This window comes from Rhizobium sp. 10N427, assembly GCF_056394605.1.
On sequence record NZ_JBFTID010000002.1, the window covers coordinates 29,974 to 48,346 of the forward strand.

An 18,373-nucleotide genomic window follows, 5' to 3' on the forward strand; every position below is an offset into this window, starting at 1 on the left:
TCCCCTCATGCCCTTTCAGAAAGAAGACTAGCAAAATCCGCGCCCTGCGGAGGCCACCAGATGCTGATCTCTCGGCCCGGTGCCGACAGCCGGGATTTCGCCCGGGCCATGGCAGCGGCCGTGAAATAGAATTCGCTGTCGCCGTCGGCGAGCAGCACAAGCGACGAAACGTGACCCGCAAGCTGGATCGCTTCGTCCGGCTGCTGATCCTCTTTTGGTACCGGCCAGAAAGGCACCTTCTTGCCGCCGACCGTCTGGCTGACGCTTTTGCCCCTGCCGCGATCGGCCGGGCCGGACATGTTGCCGAGATCTCCGGCCGCGAAATAGAAGGTGTCGGCGCGGAAACCTTCGAAGCCGGCGACGGCAACCACGGTCTCTATACCTTCACCACCCACCCAGCGGCGGGCAGTCATGTCGCCAATAACCGGGACCAACGAACCCTTCTTGGTCCCGCGCATCTTCTTGGTCGTCAGCTTGACGCCCTTGGCATCGACGCCGAGATCCGGACGGAATTTCGGCGCGTTCTGCATGTCGATCCAGGTCTCGTGGCAGCCCGTCACCGCGCCGTCGAGCGTCACGAAGGGGGCGATCATCGCAGGTCCAGAATGGATCGACGACGGCCGCCCGAACTCGTCGTTTCCCTGCCAATAGGTGTGCCGGCCGTCGAAGCGCAGATTGAAGAACGTCTCCATAGGAACCAAATAGCCGGTGCGGCGCTTCAGGTAGGCCCGGATCATCCGCGCGCCGTAGAGCGTCTCGTCGAGGCACTCCTGCGCGTTGAAATATATGCCGCGTGCGCGCTGCATTTCACGGTCGCGGTAATCGTTCTGACCACGCTCCCGATCGGCGCGATCCGCCTCGACCTGTGCGCGCCCTTCCGCAATCCGCGCTTCGCGGCGGGCACGATCGTCGGGCGTCTCTCCTGCACCATCGGGAACCGGCTCGCCGAGCACGGCGGAGCATGCTTCAAGGAAGCCGGACCGGGTTTGCAGATCGAGACGGAGCAGGTATCCCGCTAAGCCGATGCCTGTGCGCCCACCGGTCTGCGAGTTGCGGCAATTCCACGCTTCCTTGCTGCCGCTGATCGAAAACCGATCCGTGCCGCCGCAGCGCGGGCACGCCTGTCCACGGTCGGCGGACCAGCCTTTTGTCTCACCTTTCGGGTACGGAACGCCGAGCCGGATTGCCGCTTCTGTGACGGAAACCCGCTGCGCATTGAGCACGAATTCGTCAATGATGGGGTCGCTCATGCTGCCGCCCGCCTCTCGACCACGGCCAGGTGATTGCAGTTCGCCGCGACCAGCGCCTTTGCAACCGGCGGGCAGACGCTATTGCCGACACATGAAACCTGCACCGCCTTCGAGAACGGCACCCAAAGCGGGCCGCCATTGTGACCGATACGCGCGTGATCGTAACCGCCATCTATCTTGTAGTCGGCAGGAAAGCCCTGAGCGGTATAGAGTTCACGAGGTGTCAGCATTCGCATGCCGATATCAACGATGACGAAGGCGTAGCCGGAAATGTCGACCGTCACGAACTCGCTATCGTCCCAGAGGCCGTGCGATCGCATGAAGTCCGCCACCTGCCGAGCCCGCGCGGCCTGCGCTTCGGTGAACGGCGGCGCGTCGATTATTGCCTCGATGTGCCCATGCCTCGGCTTGACGGTTGCGGTGCGCATCGCCTCGTCTTCACGCGAGCCCTCACCGGTCCCGTAGTAGGACTGCAGATATGGCATGATCAGCTGGCTCTTGCCTTGGCCGTCTGCCATCGTCGTGGCTAAAGGCTGGTCGATGCGATGACCGGTCGAGGTTCCGAACTGCCGGGCGATATATGCTGCAGCAACCTGCTGGTGGCTGCCGGATTGCGTGATCGTCGAAAGAGCTTGGTCGACGGGCCGGCCGGGGTTGACGCCACCGATACGGCGGCTGTCATTGTTGTGCTGCGCCATGAATGCGCACATCACCGAGTTCTGGTCCTTGTCGCTTGCGGTGACCGTCTGTAGCTGTCCGTCAGCCGGCCTGTTCGCACCACCTTGCTGTGCATAGGTGAGGACCGGAGCGAGAAGACCGAGCGGCGCCGCACCACCGGGACGCTTGATGAAGCTGTTCGCCGTGACTGTCGGCAACTGATCGAACATGTCGCAGCCAACAGCACCGGTGTTGAAACGCTGGATGGACGGCATCACGAGAGCCTGCTTGACGCCTCCTGCTACCGCTGTCCCCAATTGCCCCTCGACGCTCATGCAGCGCGGATTCTGCCCGGCGCGCTCGCCATATCCCGTCTGTATGAGGAATGGCCGATGCGCACGAATGACGAACCTGTCCAGTCCGCGCGCGATACGCGCATGGGAAGCAGCTGCCAGCGGACGCTTCGCCTGAAGGCCGTACTTCTGCATGATCTCTTCGGCCGTATCGAAGATCGATGGGCATGGGAGGCTCCAATCGATGCAGTTGGCAACGATCGGCCACGGAAGCTTCCGGCCGGTAGCAACGTCCGGATCCTTGCTCGGATCGCCGTGCGTCGGCTCGGGCCAGACGATCTTCTGGCCGTCAAAGCGCATGATGATGAAAAGCCGCTTGCGAATGGTCGGCGCGCCGTAGTCTCGACCGCGGAGCTGCCTCATCTCGATCTTTGCACCCAGGCCACGAAGCTTCTTGCACCATTTCTGGAACGTCTCGCCCTTGCGTGCAGGATCTGGCATCTCGCCACGATCGGTCTCGATCAGCGGCCCGTAATCCTTGAACTCCTCGACGTTTTCCATAATGACGACGTCGACCTTGCCGCCGCTTTTCTGGATACGCTCGATCCAACCGGGAATGATCCAGCAGAGGTCGCGGATGTTCCGCGAGACCGGCTTGCCGCCTTTCGCTTTTGAGAAATGCTTGCAGTCCGGAGAAAACCAGGCGAGCCCCACATGCCGTCCACGCAGGTAGTCGAGCGGATCGACCTTCCAGACATTTTCGGAGAGATGAATCGTTTCGGGGTGGTTTTCTTCATGAAGAGCGAGGGCATTGGCATCGTGGTTGATCGCGTAGTCAGGCGAACGGCCGAGAGCCTGCTTGATCCCTTCGGAAGCCCCGCCACCGCCTGCGAAACTGTCGAAGATGATCGGTTCCGCCCAACCCTGCTGTTCAGCAAATGAATGGATGTCATCGATCGACATGCCGTCGAAGAGTGTGGGCATGGAGGTCATGCGCGCGCTCCCGCTGCGACATGGCGCGCCGCGTGCAACGTCCGGCAGACGGCATCTTCGCCGACGCCGAGCACGCGGCTGATATCAAGCGTGTCGAATTGACCGGAATTCCAGAGCACGATGGCAGCGAGAGCCTGACGCTCGTCGATCTTTCCGCTCATCGCTGACGAGGTCGAACGCCTCGGATCTGCCTTGCTCAGCATGATGCCTCTTTCTTGAGATGCGCGAGATCGCGTTCGTTGGCGATGCGAAGGTCGCCCTTGCGCGTCAGCGCCGTCAGCACCTGGTCGAGCTCGACGCCCCGCTCCGTCGACCAGGTGCCGGAATTCATGGCGAGGTAGGCCGTGCCGCGAGACCAGCCGCGCAGGCCGTAGGCCTTGTCGATGTACCGGAGCCCTTCCCGGCTGGCATCGAGGCCAAACGCCTTCAGCGTTTCGGCCCGCTCCATGACACCGGGGGCGACGATCAGGATGACCTTCGTCTTCTTCTCCCGCATCATGCCGCACCCGTCAGGTCGAGCGGCTCCGGCGCGGAGATGAGACTGCCGTCGAGCGCAATGTGCGGCGTGCCGAGCAGAAGATGCAGCCGGTCTTCCATGTTGCGCGCCTCGATCTCGAAGGCATGCAGCGTCAGCAGCAGTCCGGTCGAGGAACCGTCCTGCTTCATGCTCTCGCGCATCTGCCTGATCGAATCGGACAGCATGCGTCATGCCTCAGCCGCTGCAAGATTGAAGACCGCCGCGGCGATCTGCTCGCCGCGCTCGGTGACGCGATAGACAGGCGGCTTGCCGCCGATACCAGCGCGAAGCTTCAGGATGTAGCCGTCGTCGAGAAGCCGCGTCATGCCGGCGTCGATCACCTTCAGCGCGACCCCAAGCTCCAGCGACAGACCGTCCTTGCTGAGCGCAAATTCGAAGTTTCGTTCCGCCGCAAATTTCAGGATGATGAAGCATCCACGCGGCAGCCCGTCGTCGCGCCGCTTTGGCTGATCGTCGTCCTCGTCTTGCTGCTCGCCGGCAAGAACGACCTTCGGCAGCTGGAAGCCATGACGAGCGTCGGCGATGCGGTTGACGACCTCCGGCCGCACGTTCAGCGGCCGCGCGATCTGCTCGGCCGAGAGACCGGCCTCGCGCATCAGCGCCATGCACTCGCTGCGCGTATGCGGCTTCATCGCCGCCAGGTCGATCTTGGAAACGACGGGCGCAAGCCCGAATTCGGGAGCGAAACTCATGACCACCTCGTTTTTCTGGGGAGCACAACAACAGCGGCCGATGGCTCGGCATGAGCCGCGGCCTGCGCATTGGAGAATTCGGAGAAGCTCATGACGGGCGCGTCGCGGTCGCCGAGAACCTCAGCGAGGATCCTCGCCTCGGCTGCCGCCCGCTTGGCGCGCCACTCGTCAAGTTTTTCGAGAAAGGTGACCGTGACCCCTTCGATGCCGCCCTGATCGCGGCGTTCCTGCCAGGCAAGCTGCACATCGTCATGTTCGCGGGCGCCCCAGGCAAACCAGCAGCCAAGGCAGCGCACGCCCATCGGCAACTTTCTGATATCGTCAGCCTTGGTGACGATGTGCACAAACGGCGGCACCTCGACGAGATGCACTCCGACGACGTCATAGGCGGCCCGGAAAGCATCGTCAGTCGCGACAAAGAGATGGATGGCTTCGCTCACTCGGCCGCCTCCATCAGGTCGAAAAGGCTTGGCATCGCGCGCTCGCGTGCCGCCGCCTCGACATACTTGCAGCCGTCCATGAAATAGGCGGAGTTGAGCTCGACGGCCTCGCCGCGGCGGTTCCATTTCAGCGCCCGGTAAGGCACCGTCATCAAGCCCCCGAACGGATCGAAAACGGTCTCGCCCTCTTCGGTATATTGCAGGATGGCGCGATCAACGATGTCGAACTGCAGCGGGCAGAGATGCAACTCGCGGCCCTTTGCGGCTTGCAGCGTGTTCATCGAAAGCATCCGCGTGACATCGGTCCAGACGTCGTCATGCTTGGAATGCGGCGGCAGCAGCATGAAGGTCGAAGGCAGCATGCCCCGTTCCTCAAGCGCCTCGGCCACCTTCACGTGATGCTCGAAGTCATAGATGCTATCCAGCTGAAATGCCTTCCAGAGCTTGAAGATCTGGCTAGCTTCCAGCCCGAGCAATTCCTCCGGTCTGAGCAACCGGTTTCCTGACGATGGCTCGTAGCCATGGGCATCGAGCTGCCAGCGTGCGCGGCTATACCCGGCTTCGTTCGACCAGGCAGAGGCCTCGGCCGACCACTGGCGCTTGCTCTTGCTGACGGGCTTGTCCGCATAGCCGTTCGACGCATCGCTCGGCGGCTTGCGGAAGATCAGCAGATATTCCGGCAGTCCGTTGCCCATCCGGCTGCCGTCCTTGCATTGCTCGGACCAGCCGAGCCGGTAGGTCTGGTTGTTCTCGCGAACGACATCGGTGGTGATCGTCTTGCGCGACAGGAAGGCAAAGCCGTGCTTGCGGAAATGCGCGGTGCAATCGTCGGCGAAGGGATAGACCGTCTGGAAGCCGAGCCCGGTCATCCCGCCCGGCACGATCCGGTCCTTCACGTGGATCGCGGCGATACGGCCCGGTGCCAGCACGCGCAGCAACTCGGGGATCAGGAAATCCATCTGCTCCCAGAAATGCGCATTGTCGTCGGTATGGCCGAAGTCGGCATAGTTCGGGGAATATTCGTATTGCGTCGAGAACGGGATCGAGGTGACGATCAGGTCGACGCTGTTGTCGGCCATCGACTTGCATTCCATCACGCAATCATTGTTGGCGATCCGGAAGCCCTCGCCCTTCACCTCGATGCGATCGACGCCCATGGCGCGCGACAGGGTTGCCGCCATCGCCGCCGACGACAGCCCGAATTCCTTGATGATCGCGGTCATCTCAGCCCTCTGTTCGATGTGGCGGCGCCACTTGGCTTCCAGGCTGTCGCGCACCGGGCGCTCGGCCTCGGTGTAGATCAGGTCGAGGCGAACGGTGTTCGTCTGCAGGAATCTCTGGATGCGGTGGACGGCCTGGATGAAGTCGTTGAACTTGAAGCCGATGCCCATGAAGATCGCCCAGGAGCAGAAGCGCTGGAAGTTGCAGCCCGACCCCATGATCGAGGCCTTGCCGGCGAGCTCCTGAATTCGGCCTTCCGAGAAATCGATGATCGTCTGCTCGCGTTCGTCGAGCTCCTGGCTGCCGTAGACCGTACGAACGCCCGGTACCGACGCCTCGATCGCGTGGCGCTCGGCTTCGAGATCATGCCAGATCAGCCGGTGCGCATCGGGATTTTCGGCCCGAAGCTCCAGCATCTTGACGACGCGATCTGGCAGGCTGTCGCGCTTCTCGCGGGCGGTTTCTACCAGCGAAGCCGAGACGTTGCGCAGGAGACGGCCCTGCCCGTTTCTCTCAGCACCTGCGGCAGAATGATCGGCCGGCAGCTCGTGCCAGTTGACGACCATTTCCGGAAGGTCATAGCCCTCGTCGGAAAAGCCGAGATCGGATGGACGCTCGACGAAGAGACCCCAGCTTGCCACCCACAGCCAGAATTCGCGGGCCTTGTGGGGATGGATGGTGAGCGTGTCGGCCTTTTCGGAGTTTCGCTTGAAGAACCGCGTCTTCGCCTGGCCGATGTCCATGACTTCGAGAAAGGCGCTATAGGCGAGCAGCTCGATGAATTCGTTCGGGCTTGGTGTCGCCGTGGCCACGAACTTGTACCGGACACCGTCGAAGAGCCGCATGAACTCGCGAAAGGTCTTCGAGCCGCCGAAGCCGCGCAGACAGGACGCCTCGTCGAGGCTGGTGGCCGTGAAATGGCGGGGATCGAGCTTGCCGTCACGCACGGTCTCGTAGTTCGTCATGTAGATGCCGTCGGTACCGGCTTCGAGCAGCGAGCGGATGAAGGCGATCTCGATCCCGAGCATTGCGGCGTCGCGGCGGAATTCCTGCCGGACGCCAAGTGGAATAACTAGCAGCGCGCGGCCACCGAAACGCTTCAACACCAGCCGCAGGATCTCCAGCTGGATGACCGATTTTCCGAGGCCGAAGGCGGCAAAGATGGCGCGGCGCCCACCGGCACAGCCCCAGATGACGACCGCCCGCTGATGCGGCTTGAGGATCGGATTGATCTCGTCATCCGTAACCACGAAGCCGCCTTCAGGCGCCATCTGGATCTTCGCATGCAGGAACGCACCGTAATCCATCAGGCCGCGCCCCTCGATACGGCGGCATGCTCAAGGCAATAGCTGCTGTCGGGCACGAGCCCGCCGCGTCGCGGACGCCCGCAGCACGGCATCTCGGGACCACCAGCGTCCTCGAAATCCGTCAACGGCCAGGAGCACTGGAAGGTACCGAGCAGTGCAAACGGGACCGAACCTGTCCCTTTGATCGGCAGGCCGCGATGGCGATAGAGGCCGGGCTTGCGCGCCGGTGCGAAGATGGGAGCCGTGGCGGGCTCGACGACCTTCGCCGGAGCACGAAATAGTCCAGCCGTCGCCTTCGGGCGCGCTGCGTGCTGCTTCGTCTCCTTTGGGCGAGGCTCGACCTTGCGCTGTTGCTTTTCCCGCCGCGGCGCGAAGATATCGGGACGGCGGTTCACCTTGCCGATCACGGCGTTTCGGCTGACACCGCCGAGCTTCGTGGCGATGGCTGCTGCCGACAGGCCGTCGCGCCAGAGCTTGGCGGCGTGTTCCATACGTGCCTCGGTCCAGTAGCTCATGACCGCACCTCGCGCGGCCGAATGTTGCCGCAGTTCGGGCAGTAGCCTTCAGCGATCTCGCCGATCGACAAGACCTTTGCGCATTCGGGGCATTCGAACGATGTGACCGGCTTCTTCGTTTTCGCGGGCGGCCGGGATCCGCAGCGGAGGCGCTCCATCGGCATCACTCCCCGACGACGGACAGCTTGGCCGTCGTGGTACCGCCTTCGGCAAGCACGCCGGCATAAATCTGCAGCAGTTCCGCTGCCTTCTCCATGACCGACTGGATATCCTTGATCGCCTGGGCTGCTTCGGCGCGCGTCAGTTTCAGGTCCGAGAACGCAAGTGCCGAATTCTGCTGGTAGGCGGCGAAGCGCCGCGTCAGTTCGAAGCTTTCGCCCATGACGCAAGCGCCATCGGCGACCCTCTCGCGGGGGTCGGAGAGCTTGCAGCTATGCAGTTCGGCCTGCGCCCGCGTCACGGCGAAGTTACCGCACTCGGCTTCGAGGCGCATGACGGCCGGAAGCGGAAGCAGCTCGGTGTCCGTGTCGCTGTGGCAGCGGCCAATCTGGCTCTTGGAAAGCGACGTGATTTCCGCCGACGCTTCGATCCCGCCGTTCAGCTTGATCAGCATGCGGTTTGCGGCCTTCAGCCGGTGAAACCAGGCATTCGTCATTGTGTCGTTCATGGTCGCCTCGCGAAGCACAAAAGGTTTCCCGCGCCGGGAAATCCCGGCGTGTTTTCCCGTGGTGGGAAGAATTCGAAAATGTGAGTTTCAGCCCGTCAGCAGATCACGGAGGATCGCATGGGTTTCGAACTCGAAAATTCAACAAAAGGCGGCCGGAGCGCTTGGAGGTCGTCGCGCTCCGGCCTGAGTTGGCGCTGGCAGTCATCAGCACCGGGAGGAACCTCGTCGAGGCGATCATTCAACCGCCTCCTTTGTGAGCGCGGAAAGAAGTCGAGCGACAGGTCCACTTGGGGGTTGCCCATTCTCCATTCTTGAGACGCTCGAACGATCCACGCCGAGGTAGTCGGCCAAGCGATCTTGCGTCCAGCCCAGCTTCTCACGGAGTTCTTTGATGTCGGCAACCTTATCCATATCCTGTAATGTGCATAACGCACATCATCCTGTCAAGTCGAAACGCACATCAGTTTCGTGCAAAATGCACACTATGGAATACGACGATCGCCCCGAACCCGCGCAGCGGCTCGAACAAGCTCGGATAGCCCGCGGGTTTGACGAGGCAAAGAAAGCCGCCCTTTTTTTCGGCTGGAACTACAACGCGTATGCCCAGCACGAAAACGGCACGCGGGGCATTTCGAGGGCAGCTTCGGCCTACGCGAAAGCCTACCGCGTCAGCGAAGCGTGGCTTCTCACCGGCGAAGGAAACGGGCCTGGAGAGATCCATCAGGTCGCAGGATTGCGGCGAGTTGTAGTGGCCGCCCATATCCAGGCGGGCGTCTTTGCGGAAACATGGGAGTGGGACGAACACGACCAGTACTCGGTCTACGTACCTGACGACATTGAGTATCGCGGGTTTACTCTTCACGCCGGAGAGACCAAAGGCCCGTCTATGAACCGTCGATACGCGGAGAGAACTGTCCTAGTTTTCACCAACGTCGAAGAAACCCGTGAGGAGCCGCGCGCAGGCAAAAGGTACATTGTCGAGCGCAGGCGCGTCGGCGGTGAAGCCGAACACACTGTTAAACTTCTTCATGTGGACGAAGACGGCAAGTATTGGCTTGTTCCCGAGTCCGACGACCCACGCTACCAAGCACCGATCTCAATCGAGGAAGGTACTGGAGACGACGATATCGTCGCGATCCTTGGCCGCGTTGTCTACGCTGTAATGCGAGAGTGATTCTCTAAGCCTTTGAAACAAAAAGCACACTGCCGGCTAAAAACGTCGCCAGTGTGCTTTTTGCACTTTGTGTTTGACTTTGCGATGTGCGTAGTGCACATTTTGATGGCCTTAACAATGGAGCCGTCAATGTTGTCCAGCCATCCCTGCGCAGCCACTTCCGCTACCGTCATCGGTCGCGATATCGCGCTCGAAATGTCGAATTTCATGCTCAGCCATCCGGGCTGCACCCGCGAAGAACTTCGCGAAGACTTCAGCGACCGCCAGATCACCCGCTACGCCCTCGAAGCCAAGGGTATCGCCGACCGGCGCCGTATCCGCCGCCTGGCCTGATCGGTTCCGGCATGGCCCGCCTTTGCGCGCGGCCATATCCGAACCGAAGGGGCTTTCTCATGAAAAATAACGATTTCGTACGCGACGGGATGAGGGCGTCAGTTGGGCTCCATCATGTTGGCGCCGTTCAGTCCTTGAGGACCATAGAGCGCGACACCGGTCGCACAAGCCATCTCACGGCCGCCATTTGCATTGAGGAGACCGATTTTCTCCCTAGTAAGCTCCATCAATCGCACGCTGTCGCGCGACCCTTCGCTCAGATCAATGTTGAAAGCGGCGATCGCAACAACCATCACCTTCTTTACAGGCCTAAGCGTTGGGCAAAGCTTTTGGATGGCGATAACATCCGCCATCTTTACCATCACCTTGTCGCGGCCGTCGTCGGCGTTCGCTTCGCCCGCGGCAGCAAGAAATGCAGCAACGGCGACCCTGGCAATCAAGCGGTTCATGTAGCCTCCAGCGATAGCAACTCTGGACCGGATAATGCAGTTGAATTTCGGGAAAGCAATAGACCCGAAGTCGACTACTTCACGCCGTTCGGCGCCCGCGTCGAGCCTCAGAAGATCATCCGCATCGACAGCAAGCGCTCACGTCTGCCCTATTGGGCCGTCGCCGCGTTTTGCTGCTTCGCCTGGGCGGGCGCGATCCTCTCGCTCGCCAACTTTGGCGTTCACAGCTACTTCACGCTGAAGAGCCTCGACCAGCAGATCGCCTGGGATGCCCGCCGATGACGGCTCGCCTGGCATCTTCTCCTATTCCGTCCTTCCGGGCCGATGGCTCGCTCATGGATCTCGCCGCCCCGCAGGCGGCAGAAATCAACTTCGCCGAAATCGCCGCAAAGCTATCCGTCATCCCGCGTTTTGCCGGTAGCCGGATCGGCACGGCCTTTTCGGTCGCGCAGCATTGCGTCATGGGCACCGAAGCGCTGCTCAACGAAGGCGCCGACAGCCGAACCGCATCGCTCTTCCTGTTGCACGACGCCCATGAAGGCCTGCTCGGCGACAATATCGAGCCGTCGATGAACCTCATCGAGGCGACGATCCGCGAAACCGATCCGAAGGCTGCGGCGCTCTACCGCCGCATTGTCGATCTGGTGAAGGGCGCCTGGGACGAGGCGATCTATGGCGCCGCCGGCCTGCCCCTGCCCGCCGTCTGGACTAACAGCCAGCGCGCGCTGGTCCGCGCCATGGACAAGCGCATGGCGGCGGAAGAGGCCCGCGCACTCTGCGGCCCGCGAGCCATTGAGTTCTATCCCGTCGACCGGTTCCCTAAACCGAAGTTCCGCGGTGATCTGAAACTGATCAAGCCGTGGGGACCAATGAAGGCCGAAGAGGCGTTCGTCGAGTGCTTCAAGCGTCTGATTGGTGAAGACCGCTTCTACGAGGCCGCCGCCTGCAACGCCGCCCACCGCGGCACACTGGAGCTGACGCTGTGAGCAAGACACCTCTTCCCTGCCACGTGATCGACCAGAGCTTCGAGCGCTCCGGCTGCAAACTGGTGCTGACCAACGCCTCCGGCGAAATGCCAGCGGGTATTGCCAAAATCGGCAGCCAGCTTACCCGGACCTTCGGCGTCTCTGCCGTCGCCCTGCTCGATCAGGCCAACGATTTCGTCGTCGCGCCCGCCGACCTTGTGACCGTCGAGCGTTTCGCTCGCCGCATCATCGACGGCGATCCGCGCGCCCGCACCGAAAGCGGCGGTCAACTGCTGCTCGCCAGCGCTTTCCTAGCCCTGCTGCTGGTTGGCACCGAGACGCGGCAAGTCGGAGCAGAGGAGACTAACTGATGGCTTCTCAGCGGCGTTGCGAGAATTGCACCAACTGGATGAATTCGGACGGTGTCTGGGGCGTCTGCTTCTACGCGTCCAACGACAATGACACTCCGGAGCGTCGCGCTGCCGCTACGAGCGTCCGGCTCGGCAGAGAGCACCCGGCAGACCTCGAAACCAAATACGATTTTGGCTGCGTCGCCTGGAAGTCGCTGAACTCTAAGACGGAGGGAGCTGCATAATGGCCGGTTCCGTCAACAAGGTGATCCTCATCGGCAATGTCGGCGCCGATCCCGAGATCCGCCGCACCCAGGACGGTCGGCCGATCGCATCGCTGCGGCTCGCGACATCCGAGACCTGGCGCGACAGGAACTCCGGCGAGCGGCGCGAGAAGACCGAATGGCACAGTGTCGTCGTCTTCGCCGAGCCGCTCTGCAAGATCATCGAGCAATACGTGAAGAAGGGCTCGAAGCTCTACGTCGAAGGCCAACTGCAGACGCGCAAGTGGCAGGACCAGCAAGGCCAGGACCGCTACTCGACCGAGGTGGTGCTGCAGGGCTTCGGCGGCTCGATCCAGCTTCTCGATAAGCGCGAAGGCTCCGGCTACCGCGCCGGCGGCGATGGCGCTTCCGACTACGGCCTCGACGAGGATCGCGCATCGCGCACGCAGAGTTTCGGCGGCGGCTCGCCCGGCCAGCCCGCCAACTTCAGCCGCGAACTCGATGACGACATTCCCTTTGCGCCGGAATGGCGCTGACAACCCGAGAGGATCCATTTCATGAAGCTTATCCAGAACGGCCAAGCGCTGATCGGCATGCTCGAAGCCGGTGAGCTCAACGAGCGGCTGACGGAGACCTGCGATGCCACCTTCGTCGAGCTGCTCGATATGAGCAATGAGAACCCGAAGGTGAAATTCAAGGGCGAAATCACCCTCAAGCTAAAGCTCGAAGTGGCAAACGGCATGATCACCATCAATGCCGATGTCGCCGCCAAGACGCCGAAGCGCAGCTTCAAGTCATCCGCCTACTGGATCACCGAAGGAGGCAAACTTTCGACTGAACATCCGCAGCAGCAGGACATGTTCGGCCAGCCCCGCGAAGTGCGCGATCGCGCCTGACTTCCCCTCCCCAGCAACGAAGGAACGCCAGCATGGACCAGCTTACAGCACCCGCAGTCAGGGAGATCGCCGATCTCGCAAAGGACAGCCAGTTTCAGATCGGGAGCATCACGGTTCCCGGCCAGGCAAAGGGCCTGCCATCTTTCTTTCCGGCATTGCTGGACCCGAAAACTGGCAAGGCATCCAGCCTCAAGGCGCTCGCCGAAGAGTGGCGCCTGACGCCCGACCGCAAGCGCGGGACGGCTGAGGTGACGACGCTTGAAAGCTTCATCCACCTCGTCGGCCGCCACAAGACCGAGGACTCTGTCATCTTTGCCGATACCGACTGGCGCCAGCCGTCGCTGACGGCCGTGATCGATTATCACAGCAGGGGAAGTGATGGCGCCGCCGACAATGGGAAGCACCGTATTCATTATCAGTTCCCGCTGTCTGACAGCTGGAAGGCGTGGACCGAGATCAACGGCCAGCTCCTGCCTCAGGTGCAGTTCGCGGAGTTCATCGAAGATCGCATCATGGATCTCGCCGCGCCTGACACGCTCGAGGAAGAAGACTGGCGGCACAAGTTTTCCTTCCGCGTCGCTTTCCCGAACGAGCTCGTCTCTCTTTCCAAAGGTCTGCAGGTCAACTCCGAAGCCAAGGTCAAGAATGCCGTATCTCTGCAATCGGGCGAGGCTCAGATCGTCTTCGAGGAAGAGCACCGCGATGCCTCCGGCAACAAGATCGACGTCCCCGGCATGTTCATCCTTCAGGTCCCGCCTTTCTTCAGCGGCGCACCTGCCCGAATTCCGGTGCGGCTGCGCTACCGCCTCGCCGGTGGGCAGCTGAAGTGGATCTGCCAACTCTACCGCCCGGACATCTACATCACCGAGCAGGTGATCCGCGACATGGAACGCTCCGCCGCCGAAACGGAGCTGCCTGTCTATCAGGGCGAACCGGAAATGAGCGCGTAGGAGCGGAGACGCGAGCCATGCCACGCCTATGGTACCCAGAATTTTTGGTCGATGAATGGCTGCCTACCGGTCGCGAGAGCCCGGAGGCATGGTTCGTACCGCTCGACCCGAGCGAGGATGCCGACGCTGCTGATGAAGGATACTTCCTCGGCCGCCTTTCCACCTATTCGCCCGGCGAGCGGATCGGCTTCAAATGGGTCGAGCGTTACGGCGACATCAGCATCAGGATCAATCCTGACGGAACGCTTCACGGCTCCCAGCGCTGCCCGCTCACGCTCGATCTCTTCGGCTTCGTCGGTATCGACCTCCCCGCCGACGATCGTCCTGCCCCTAACAACATTTACGACGACGAGAGCGAACTCTGGGCAGAGAGCATCGAGAGCTTCGCCCGGCAATATGCCGCGGGCTTCGACATCTTCCAGGGCGACGAGCCTGTGACTGTCGAGGTCGAGGCGGCCCACTGGAGCGACACGCATTATTTCATCCTCGGCCCGGACAGCAAGAGCCTGATACCGGCCCCATCTGCGGAGACAACCGATCATGTTCACGGCTGAAAAGTCCGCCCTGATGACCGCGCTGGCGCTGACGACAAGCGTCGTCGAGCGCAAGAACACCATCCCGATCCTCTCCAACGTCCTGATCGAACGGGGAGAGGCACCCGGTACGCTGAGCGCGCGCTTGACCAATCTTGACATCGAGGCAGCCACGCCGTTCCAGGCAGCGGCCGCGACCGACTTCGAGCCTTTCACCGTGCCAGCCGTACTGCTCGCAGATATCGTCCGGAAGCTGCCTGATGGCTGCGATGTCGAGATCACCAGGCGATCCGGTACCAAACTCGACGGCGTGACGATCAAGGCCGGCCGGTCGAAGTTCAGTCTGCAGGTTCTTCCGGCGTCCGATTTCCCGGAGATGCGCGAAGCCCGCAATCCGTTCCCGCACCAGGTGACGCTTTCCGCTGCGGATTTCGCGGCTGCGCTCGCGGCCTGCAGCTTTGCAATGTCGACCGAAGAGACCCGCTACTATCTGAACGGTATCTTCCTGCACCCGACGGCGGCAGCATCCGAGCATAAGGGTGTCATTTTCGTCTCGACCGACGGTCACCGCCTTTCGAAGCGTTTCGTCGCTGCCGAGAGCGACYCGGCCATGCCGGGCATCATCATTCCCCGCGCTGCGGTCAAGATCATCGACAAGGTGCTGCCGAAGACCGGTAACGTGACGGTACAGATTTCCGACAGCCTGATCCGGATCTGTGGCGGCTCATCGCTTTTCACCTCAAAGCTCATCGACGGCACCTTCCCGGACTATGCCCGCGTGGTGCCGCAGGAGAGCCCGATGACGGCGACGGTCAAAGGCGCAACGCTCGCCGCCTCCATCGACCGCGTGGCAACCGTCAGTGGCGAGCGCGGCAAGGCCGTGCGTTTCACCTTCGCCGAAGGACAGCTGCGCCTGCAGGTCAGCAACCCCGACACAGGCGACGCAACGGACGAGCTTGCCTATGACGGCGCCGCCGAGCTCGAAATCGGCTTCAACGCCCGATACGTCAACGACGTCCTCACCCACCTGCCCGGCGACCAGGTCGTCATGGGCCTCGACGAGGTAGGCGGTCCCGCCGTGCTCCGTAATCCCGGAGCCCATCCCGAAAACCTGATCGTGCTGATGCCGATGCGTGTGTGAGGCTGCCATGAACGATATGTCGCAATTTCAATTCCGCGTTCACGACTGGATGCTCGATTGCTTCGGTTCCGAAGTCGCCGCCGATCGGCGCAAGCGCGGTCACCGGTTCCTCGAGGAATCTCTTGAGCTCTCCCAGGCGATCGGCTGCACGCGCGAGGAAGCGCATCAGCTTGTAGACTATGTCTTCGGTCGTGCGACCGGGGATGCTGGCCAGGAAGTGGGCGGCGTTATGCTGACGCTCGCCGCGCTCTGCACCGCCATCCCGGCCAGCATGCTGGCGGAAGGTGAGATCGAACTGCGCCGCGTGAACACGCCGGAGATGATCTCCAAGATCCGCGCCAAGCACATGAGCAAGCCGATTCGCTCGCCCCTGCCTGGCCATGGCGAGCGGCGCATGCCTGGCACGCGCTATCTCAATCGCGTCGACGGCAAGATTTACGAGTTCGTGTCGGAAGATAACGATACCGTCACCTTCAGGCGGGAAGGCCGCGACACGCCGCATTATCTAGGTCAGGCCGAGTTCGCCTCGCGCTTCGAACGCACTGCGCCTGCTTTGGAGGATCTCAGATGACCTTCACGCCGACGCTACTGACAGACCTCGCCTACTTCTTCACCAACACCGACCGGCAGGCGCTTGAGCTTGCCGGCATCATCAAGTCTGGCAAGTCGGGCGACGACAAGTGGGAGCGGTTCAACCATAACTTCGATATTTTCATACTGAAGTCCGACGACAAACAGTTGGAAGCGTTGGCAAATCTTGCAAACGCTTACGTTGGGGACACCACCCCACCACCCCCACCACTTTCTGATACTCTCGCGACGGTAAGGGCTTCTGTCCGGAACGCGCGAGGCGCAATCGAAAGCGGCCAGGTGGTGGATAAGGACGTGCACGGCACATTGTCCAAAATCATCCGTACCATTGATGAGGCGCTCGCCACCCCCCCGCCATGGCCGCTATTGGTGGGGGCTTTGGACGATAAAACAATCACCGATTTGGCTTGGAAGCACTTCGGTGAAAGCGTCTTCATCCTGCTTACGCGGGAGAAGTCGGAGGCGATGATCCCGCAAGAGACATACGATGTTCCGACGCTTGCTTTGCGTCAGTTCGTTGACGCCTGCGTCCGCGCCGCTCTCGCCTCTGCTTCGACCGTGAACAATCCCGCAACCCTCGAAAAATCCGACTTTCAAAAATTTGATGTCGAGGGTGAACGGCTGGAGAACGAGCAGGAAACGCCGAAGCAACATGTGGTGGGGAGCCACGTCGAGGCTATCGAAGCCGCTAAGATGGCCCGCACGCGCCTGATGCAATACGCTTTGGCTGTGGAGCGTGGCGAAGTGCAGGGCGGCGGACGCGAGTTCGAGCGTCGGATCTGGGGCTCGTTCTCCGATTTCGATCAGGCTGTCGCCGCCCTCGCCTCTGCGGAGGTGGAGGGATGAGCGATCTTCTCATGAAACGCCGCGTCGTCTTCTCTGATTGTGGCCTCTATCGCTACCTGCTTGAACACGATTTCGGCGGAACCGGTCCCGTGATCTCGCTCGGGATGGTCAACCCGTCGCTCGCCAACGGCGAAGAGAACGATCAGACCATGACGAAGGTTGACGGCTTCTGCATCCGTCTTGGCGCCAGTAAGGTCATCGTCTGGAACCCGTTCGCACGCATCGCGAAGGATATACGCGATCTGCGCCATGTGGATGATCCTATAGGCCCAGAGAACGACGCCCACATCGCCAGTGCCGTTCAAGGCGCTGACATCCATATTGTCGCCTGGGGACCGCTTTCGAAGCTCCCGAAACCGCTGCGCAGCCGCTGGCGAGCGGTTGTTGATGTCCTATCAGCCGCTGGCGCGAAGCCGATGTGTTGGGGAACCGCGCTCGACGGACAGCCTCGCCATCCACTGATGCTCGCCTATGCCACACCTCTCGTGCCTTGGGAGGCGCCGCTATGAGCTGGAAAAACGTTAGAGATCACTACCGGGTCGTTCATCAGGTACAGGTCACGAAAGCCGGTATTTGCATTGGCTCGCCCTACATTCACGACATCATCGTGATCGGCCGAGATGGCAAGATCGTCAAGGAAGATGACCGGACGCTGAATGCCGAACTGATGCGCTACCAGATGGAGATGAAGGCGGATCTTGCGAAACTGAAGCAATTGGTCACGTCTCCAGATAGCTTCGTCGCATCGATCCCTGTCTACACCTACGACGGCGCCGAGATCCTCGAAAAGCAATGCGAGGAACCGGGCTGGCCCAACGTCACCCACGACGGACTGATGATGTACGAGAACACCTTCTCTACCGATCGTGAGAAGGTCATCGAGTGGGCGAAGCGCAATTGCTTGGCGCGGATCGATAGCACCCGCAGATATGTCAGTGAACAAGAGGAGCGCCTGTCGTCGCTCAAAAACCTGCTTAGCCAGGCCGAAGCCGACGCGGCGGCCCTTGGCATTGCTCCCCCACCGCCCGCAGAGAGGGAGGTAGGCAGCGATGAATAGTCTCTGGTCTAGCCCCGAAAAGATTGAAGGCTTCAGCTTTCGTGTTCGAACCAAACCCGGCGTTGGCGGCCTTTATCTGGCTGAGGCGATTGAGGGTGACTTCAGCGCTGACACGATCATCCGTGAGCCACTCTTGGCTAATTGCTGGCTTGAATTCGGAAAAACGCCCGGAGATGCGATGCGGAAGCTGAAAACGGAATGCTTGAGTGATGAAGAGCCAGGCATCAGCCCGAAGCTCTTCCGCAATCTTCATCTCTGCGATCCGATGCCCACGAAGAGGGAGAGCTAACG

General features: G+C 61.5%; 27 protein-coding genes. 16 read left to right on the top strand and 11 right to left on the bottom strand.

Features of this window, described 5'->3' with window-relative positions; translation table 11 throughout:
* Nucleotides 1-5 precede the first annotated feature (5 nt).
* From AC1DIJ_RS04560 to AC1DIJ_RS04610, 11 genes are all read right to left on the bottom strand, one after another.
* Nucleotides 6-1,250: a DUF7146 domain-containing protein gene (locus tag AC1DIJ_RS04560; protein ID WP_477831223.1), complete on the bottom strand. Its 1,245-nt coding sequence runs from the start codon at nt 1,248-1,250 to the stop codon at nt 6-8.
* Nucleotides 1,247-3,163 (bottom strand): DNA cytosine methyltransferase, encoded by a 1,917-nt coding sequence (locus AC1DIJ_RS04565; protein ID WP_477831363.1) that lies wholly within the window; start codon nt 3,161-3,163, stop codon nt 1,247-1,249. Before AC1DIJ_RS04565 ends, AC1DIJ_RS04560 begins: the two co-directional genes overlap by 4 nt.
* 26 nt (nt 3,164-3,189) lie before the next feature.
* On the bottom strand, nt 3,190-3,396 hold the full coding sequence (locus AC1DIJ_RS04570; protein WP_477831224.1) for a hypothetical protein: 207 nt from the start codon (nt 3,394-3,396) through the stop codon (nt 3,190-3,192).
* Nucleotides 3,390-3,689: a hypothetical protein gene (locus AC1DIJ_RS04575; RefSeq protein WP_477831225.1), complete on the bottom strand. Its 300-nt coding sequence runs from the start codon at nt 3,687-3,689 to the stop codon at nt 3,390-3,392. Before AC1DIJ_RS04575 ends, AC1DIJ_RS04570 begins: the two co-directional genes overlap by 7 nt.
* Nucleotides 3,689-3,895 carry a hypothetical protein gene (locus AC1DIJ_RS04580; protein WP_477831226.1) on the bottom strand — a complete coding sequence of 69 codons (207 nt, stop codon included), beginning with the start codon at nt 3,893-3,895 and terminating at the stop codon, nt 3,689-3,691. Before AC1DIJ_RS04580 ends, AC1DIJ_RS04575 begins: the two co-directional genes overlap by 1 nt.
* A gap of 3 nt (nt 3,896-3,898) precedes the next feature.
* The gene (locus AC1DIJ_RS04585) at nt 3,899-4,423 is read right to left on the bottom strand and encodes a hypothetical protein (RefSeq protein WP_477831227.1); all 525 of its coding nucleotides are present in this window, start codon (nt 4,421-4,423) and stop codon (nt 3,899-3,901) included.
* Nucleotides 4,420-4,863 (bottom strand): hypothetical protein, encoded by a 444-nt coding sequence (locus AC1DIJ_RS04590; protein WP_477831228.1) that lies wholly within the window; start codon nt 4,861-4,863, stop codon nt 4,420-4,422. Before AC1DIJ_RS04590 ends, AC1DIJ_RS04585 begins: the two co-directional genes overlap by 4 nt.
* A complete protein-coding gene (locus AC1DIJ_RS04595; protein ID WP_477831229.1) occupies nt 4,860-7,391 on the bottom strand; it encodes a DNA methyltransferase in 2,532 nt (843 codons plus the stop codon). The genes AC1DIJ_RS04590 and AC1DIJ_RS04595 overlap by 4 nt, the downstream gene beginning before the upstream one ends.
* Nucleotides 7,391-7,906 (bottom strand): GcrA family cell cycle regulator, encoded by a 516-nt coding sequence (locus AC1DIJ_RS04600; protein ID WP_477831230.1) that lies wholly within the window; start codon nt 7,904-7,906, stop codon nt 7,391-7,393. The genes AC1DIJ_RS04595 and AC1DIJ_RS04600 overlap by 1 nt, the downstream gene beginning before the upstream one ends.
* 163 nt (nt 7,907-8,069) lie before the next feature.
* Complete coding sequence (locus tag AC1DIJ_RS04605) at nt 8,070-8,573, bottom strand: hypothetical protein (RefSeq protein ID WP_477831231.1); 504 nt, start codon at nt 8,571-8,573, stop codon at nt 8,070-8,072.
* A 234-nt stretch (nt 8,574-8,807) separates the two neighbouring features.
* Nucleotides 8,808-8,984 carry a helix-turn-helix domain-containing protein gene (locus tag AC1DIJ_RS04610; protein WP_477831232.1) on the bottom strand — a complete coding sequence of 59 codons (177 nt, stop codon included), beginning with the start codon at nt 8,982-8,984 and terminating at the stop codon, nt 8,808-8,810.
* A gap of 73 nt (nt 8,985-9,057) precedes the next feature.
* Here AC1DIJ_RS04610 and AC1DIJ_RS04615 point away from each other — a divergent pair, with 73 nt between their 5' ends.
* From AC1DIJ_RS04615 to AC1DIJ_RS04690, 16 genes are all read left to right on the top strand, one after another.
* Entirely contained in the window at nt 9,058-9,747 is a 690-nt protein-coding gene (locus AC1DIJ_RS04615) for a S24 family peptidase (protein WP_477831233.1), read from the top strand.
* A 129-nt stretch (nt 9,748-9,876) separates the two neighbouring features.
* Nucleotides 9,877-10,080, top strand: a complete 204-nt coding sequence (locus AC1DIJ_RS04620) for a hypothetical protein (protein ID WP_477831234.1) — start codon at nt 9,877-9,879, stop codon at nt 10,078-10,080.
* 59 nt (nt 10,081-10,139) lie between these two features.
* Nucleotides 10,140-10,811, top strand: coding sequence for a hypothetical protein (locus AC1DIJ_RS04625; protein WP_477831235.1), 672 nt, complete (start codon nt 10,140-10,142; stop codon nt 10,809-10,811).
* A complete protein-coding gene (locus AC1DIJ_RS04630; protein WP_477831236.1) occupies nt 10,808-11,515 on the top strand; it encodes a hypothetical protein in 708 nt (235 codons plus the stop codon). The genes AC1DIJ_RS04625 and AC1DIJ_RS04630 overlap by 4 nt, the downstream gene beginning before the upstream one ends.
* Nucleotides 11,512-11,865, top strand: a complete 354-nt coding sequence (locus tag AC1DIJ_RS04635) for a hypothetical protein (protein WP_477831237.1) — start codon at nt 11,512-11,514, stop codon at nt 11,863-11,865. Before AC1DIJ_RS04630 ends, AC1DIJ_RS04635 begins: the two co-directional genes overlap by 4 nt.
* Complete coding sequence (locus tag AC1DIJ_RS04640; RefSeq protein WP_477831238.1) at nt 11,865-12,089, top strand: hypothetical protein; 225 nt, start codon at nt 11,865-11,867, stop codon at nt 12,087-12,089. The genes AC1DIJ_RS04635 and AC1DIJ_RS04640 overlap by 1 nt, the downstream gene beginning before the upstream one ends.
* Nucleotides 12,089-12,604, top strand: a complete 516-nt coding sequence (locus AC1DIJ_RS04645) for a single-stranded DNA-binding protein (RefSeq protein WP_477831239.1) — start codon at nt 12,089-12,091, stop codon at nt 12,602-12,604. The genes AC1DIJ_RS04640 and AC1DIJ_RS04645 overlap by 1 nt, the downstream gene beginning before the upstream one ends.
* A gap of 21 nt (nt 12,605-12,625) precedes the next feature.
* Nucleotides 12,626-12,964 (top strand): hypothetical protein, encoded by a 339-nt coding sequence (locus AC1DIJ_RS04650; protein ID WP_477831240.1) that lies wholly within the window; start codon nt 12,626-12,628, stop codon nt 12,962-12,964.
* A 32-nt stretch (nt 12,965-12,996) separates the two neighbouring features.
* Nucleotides 12,997-13,914, top strand: a complete 918-nt coding sequence (locus AC1DIJ_RS04655) for a DUF2303 family protein (RefSeq protein WP_477831241.1) — start codon at nt 12,997-12,999, stop codon at nt 13,912-13,914.
* A 17-nt stretch (nt 13,915-13,931) separates the two neighbouring features.
* Nucleotides 13,932-14,468 carry a hypothetical protein gene (locus AC1DIJ_RS04660; protein ID WP_477831242.1) on the top strand — a complete coding sequence of 179 codons (537 nt, stop codon included), beginning with the start codon at nt 13,932-13,934 and terminating at the stop codon, nt 14,466-14,468.
* Entirely contained in the window at nt 14,455-15,588 is a 1,134-nt protein-coding gene (gene dnaN, locus AC1DIJ_RS04665; RefSeq protein ID WP_477831243.1) for a DNA polymerase III subunit beta, read from the top strand. The genes AC1DIJ_RS04660 and dnaN overlap by 14 nt, the downstream gene beginning before the upstream one ends.
* 7 nt (nt 15,589-15,595) lie before the next feature.
* Complete coding sequence (locus AC1DIJ_RS04670) at nt 15,596-16,159, top strand: hypothetical protein (protein WP_477831244.1); 564 nt, start codon at nt 15,596-15,598, stop codon at nt 16,157-16,159.
* Nucleotides 16,156-17,025, top strand: a complete 870-nt coding sequence (locus AC1DIJ_RS04675) for a hypothetical protein (RefSeq protein ID WP_477831245.1) — start codon at nt 16,156-16,158, stop codon at nt 17,023-17,025. Before AC1DIJ_RS04670 ends, AC1DIJ_RS04675 begins: the two co-directional genes overlap by 4 nt.
* Nucleotides 17,022-17,534: a DUF1643 domain-containing protein gene (locus tag AC1DIJ_RS04680; protein ID WP_477831246.1), complete on the top strand. Its 513-nt coding sequence runs from the start codon at nt 17,022-17,024 to the stop codon at nt 17,532-17,534. Before AC1DIJ_RS04675 ends, AC1DIJ_RS04680 begins: the two co-directional genes overlap by 4 nt.
* Nucleotides 17,531-18,082: a hypothetical protein gene (locus tag AC1DIJ_RS04685; RefSeq protein ID WP_477831247.1), complete on the top strand. Its 552-nt coding sequence runs from the start codon at nt 17,531-17,533 to the stop codon at nt 18,080-18,082. Before AC1DIJ_RS04680 ends, AC1DIJ_RS04685 begins: the two co-directional genes overlap by 4 nt.
* Nucleotides 18,075-18,371, top strand: coding sequence for a hypothetical protein (locus AC1DIJ_RS04690; protein ID WP_477831248.1), 297 nt, complete (start codon nt 18,075-18,077; stop codon nt 18,369-18,371). The genes AC1DIJ_RS04685 and AC1DIJ_RS04690 overlap by 8 nt, the downstream gene beginning before the upstream one ends.
* Nucleotides 18,372-18,373 lie beyond the last annotated feature (2 nt).

What these genes read in the sequence shown, in the direction of transcription:
- AC1DIJ_RS04560 (WP_477831223.1), bottom strand. Translation starts at nt 1,250, where the DNA reads ATGAGCGACCCCATCATTGACGAATTCGTGCTCAATGCGCAGCGGGTT.
- AC1DIJ_RS04565 (WP_477831363.1), bottom strand. Translation starts at nt 3,163, where the DNA reads ATGTCGATCGATGACATCCATTCATTTGCTGAACAGCAGGGTTGGGCG.
- AC1DIJ_RS04570 (WP_477831224.1), bottom strand. Translation starts at nt 3,396, where the DNA reads ATGCTGAGCAAGGCAGATCCGAGGCGTTCGACCTCGTCAGCGATGAGC.
- AC1DIJ_RS04575 (WP_477831225.1), bottom strand. Translation starts at nt 3,689, where the DNA reads ATGCGGGAGAAGAAGACGAAGGTCATCCTGATCGTCGCCCCCGGTGTC.
- AC1DIJ_RS04580 (WP_477831226.1), bottom strand. Translation starts at nt 3,895, where the DNA reads ATGCTGTCCGATTCGATCAGGCAGATGCGCGAGAGCATGAAGCAGGAC.
- AC1DIJ_RS04585 (WP_477831227.1), bottom strand. Translation starts at nt 4,423, where the DNA reads ATGAGTTTCGCTCCCGAATTCGGGCTTGCGCCCGTCGTTTCCAAGATC.
- AC1DIJ_RS04595 (WP_477831229.1), bottom strand. Translation starts at nt 7,391, where the DNA reads ATGGATTACGGTGCGTTCCTGCATGCGAAGATCCAGATGGCGCCTGAA.
- AC1DIJ_RS04600 (WP_477831230.1), bottom strand. Translation starts at nt 7,906, where the DNA reads ATGAGCTACTGGACCGAGGCACGTATGGAACACGCCGCCAAGCTCTGG.
- AC1DIJ_RS04605 (WP_477831231.1), bottom strand. Translation starts at nt 8,573, where the DNA reads ATGAACGACACAATGACGAATGCCTGGTTTCACCGGCTGAAGGCCGCA.
- AC1DIJ_RS04610 (WP_477831232.1), bottom strand. Translation starts at nt 8,984, where the DNA reads ATGGATAAGGTTGCCGACATCAAAGAACTCCGTGAGAAGCTGGGCTGG.
- AC1DIJ_RS04615 (WP_477831233.1), top strand. Translation starts at nt 9,058, where the DNA reads ATGGAATACGACGATCGCCCCGAACCCGCGCAGCGGCTCGAACAAGCT.
- AC1DIJ_RS04620 (WP_477831234.1), top strand. Translation starts at nt 9,877, where the DNA reads ATGTTGTCCAGCCATCCCTGCGCAGCCACTTCCGCTACCGTCATCGGT.
- AC1DIJ_RS04625 (WP_477831235.1), top strand. Translation starts at nt 10,140, where the DNA reads ATGAAAAATAACGATTTCGTACGCGACGGGATGAGGGCGTCAGTTGGG.
- AC1DIJ_RS04630 (WP_477831236.1), top strand. Translation starts at nt 10,808, where the DNA reads ATGACGGCTCGCCTGGCATCTTCTCCTATTCCGTCCTTCCGGGCCGAT.
- AC1DIJ_RS04640 (WP_477831238.1), top strand. Translation starts at nt 11,865, where the DNA reads ATGGCTTCTCAGCGGCGTTGCGAGAATTGCACCAACTGGATGAATTCG.
- AC1DIJ_RS04645 (WP_477831239.1), top strand. Translation starts at nt 12,089, where the DNA reads ATGGCCGGTTCCGTCAACAAGGTGATCCTCATCGGCAATGTCGGCGCC.
- AC1DIJ_RS04650 (WP_477831240.1), top strand. Translation starts at nt 12,626, where the DNA reads ATGAAGCTTATCCAGAACGGCCAAGCGCTGATCGGCATGCTCGAAGCC.
- AC1DIJ_RS04655 (WP_477831241.1), top strand. Translation starts at nt 12,997, where the DNA reads ATGGACCAGCTTACAGCACCCGCAGTCAGGGAGATCGCCGATCTCGCA.
- AC1DIJ_RS04660 (WP_477831242.1), top strand. Translation starts at nt 13,932, where the DNA reads ATGCCACGCCTATGGTACCCAGAATTTTTGGTCGATGAATGGCTGCCT.
- AC1DIJ_RS04670 (WP_477831244.1), top strand. Translation starts at nt 15,596, where the DNA reads ATGAACGATATGTCGCAATTTCAATTCCGCGTTCACGACTGGATGCTC.
- AC1DIJ_RS04675 (WP_477831245.1), top strand. Translation starts at nt 16,156, where the DNA reads ATGACCTTCACGCCGACGCTACTGACAGACCTCGCCTACTTCTTCACC.
- AC1DIJ_RS04680 (WP_477831246.1), top strand. Translation starts at nt 17,022, where the DNA reads ATGAGCGATCTTCTCATGAAACGCCGCGTCGTCTTCTCTGATTGTGGC.
- AC1DIJ_RS04685 (WP_477831247.1), top strand. Translation starts at nt 17,531, where the DNA reads ATGAGCTGGAAAAACGTTAGAGATCACTACCGGGTCGTTCATCAGGTA.
- AC1DIJ_RS04690 (WP_477831248.1), top strand. Translation starts at nt 18,075, where the DNA reads ATGAATAGTCTCTGGTCTAGCCCCGAAAAGATTGAAGGCTTCAGCTTT.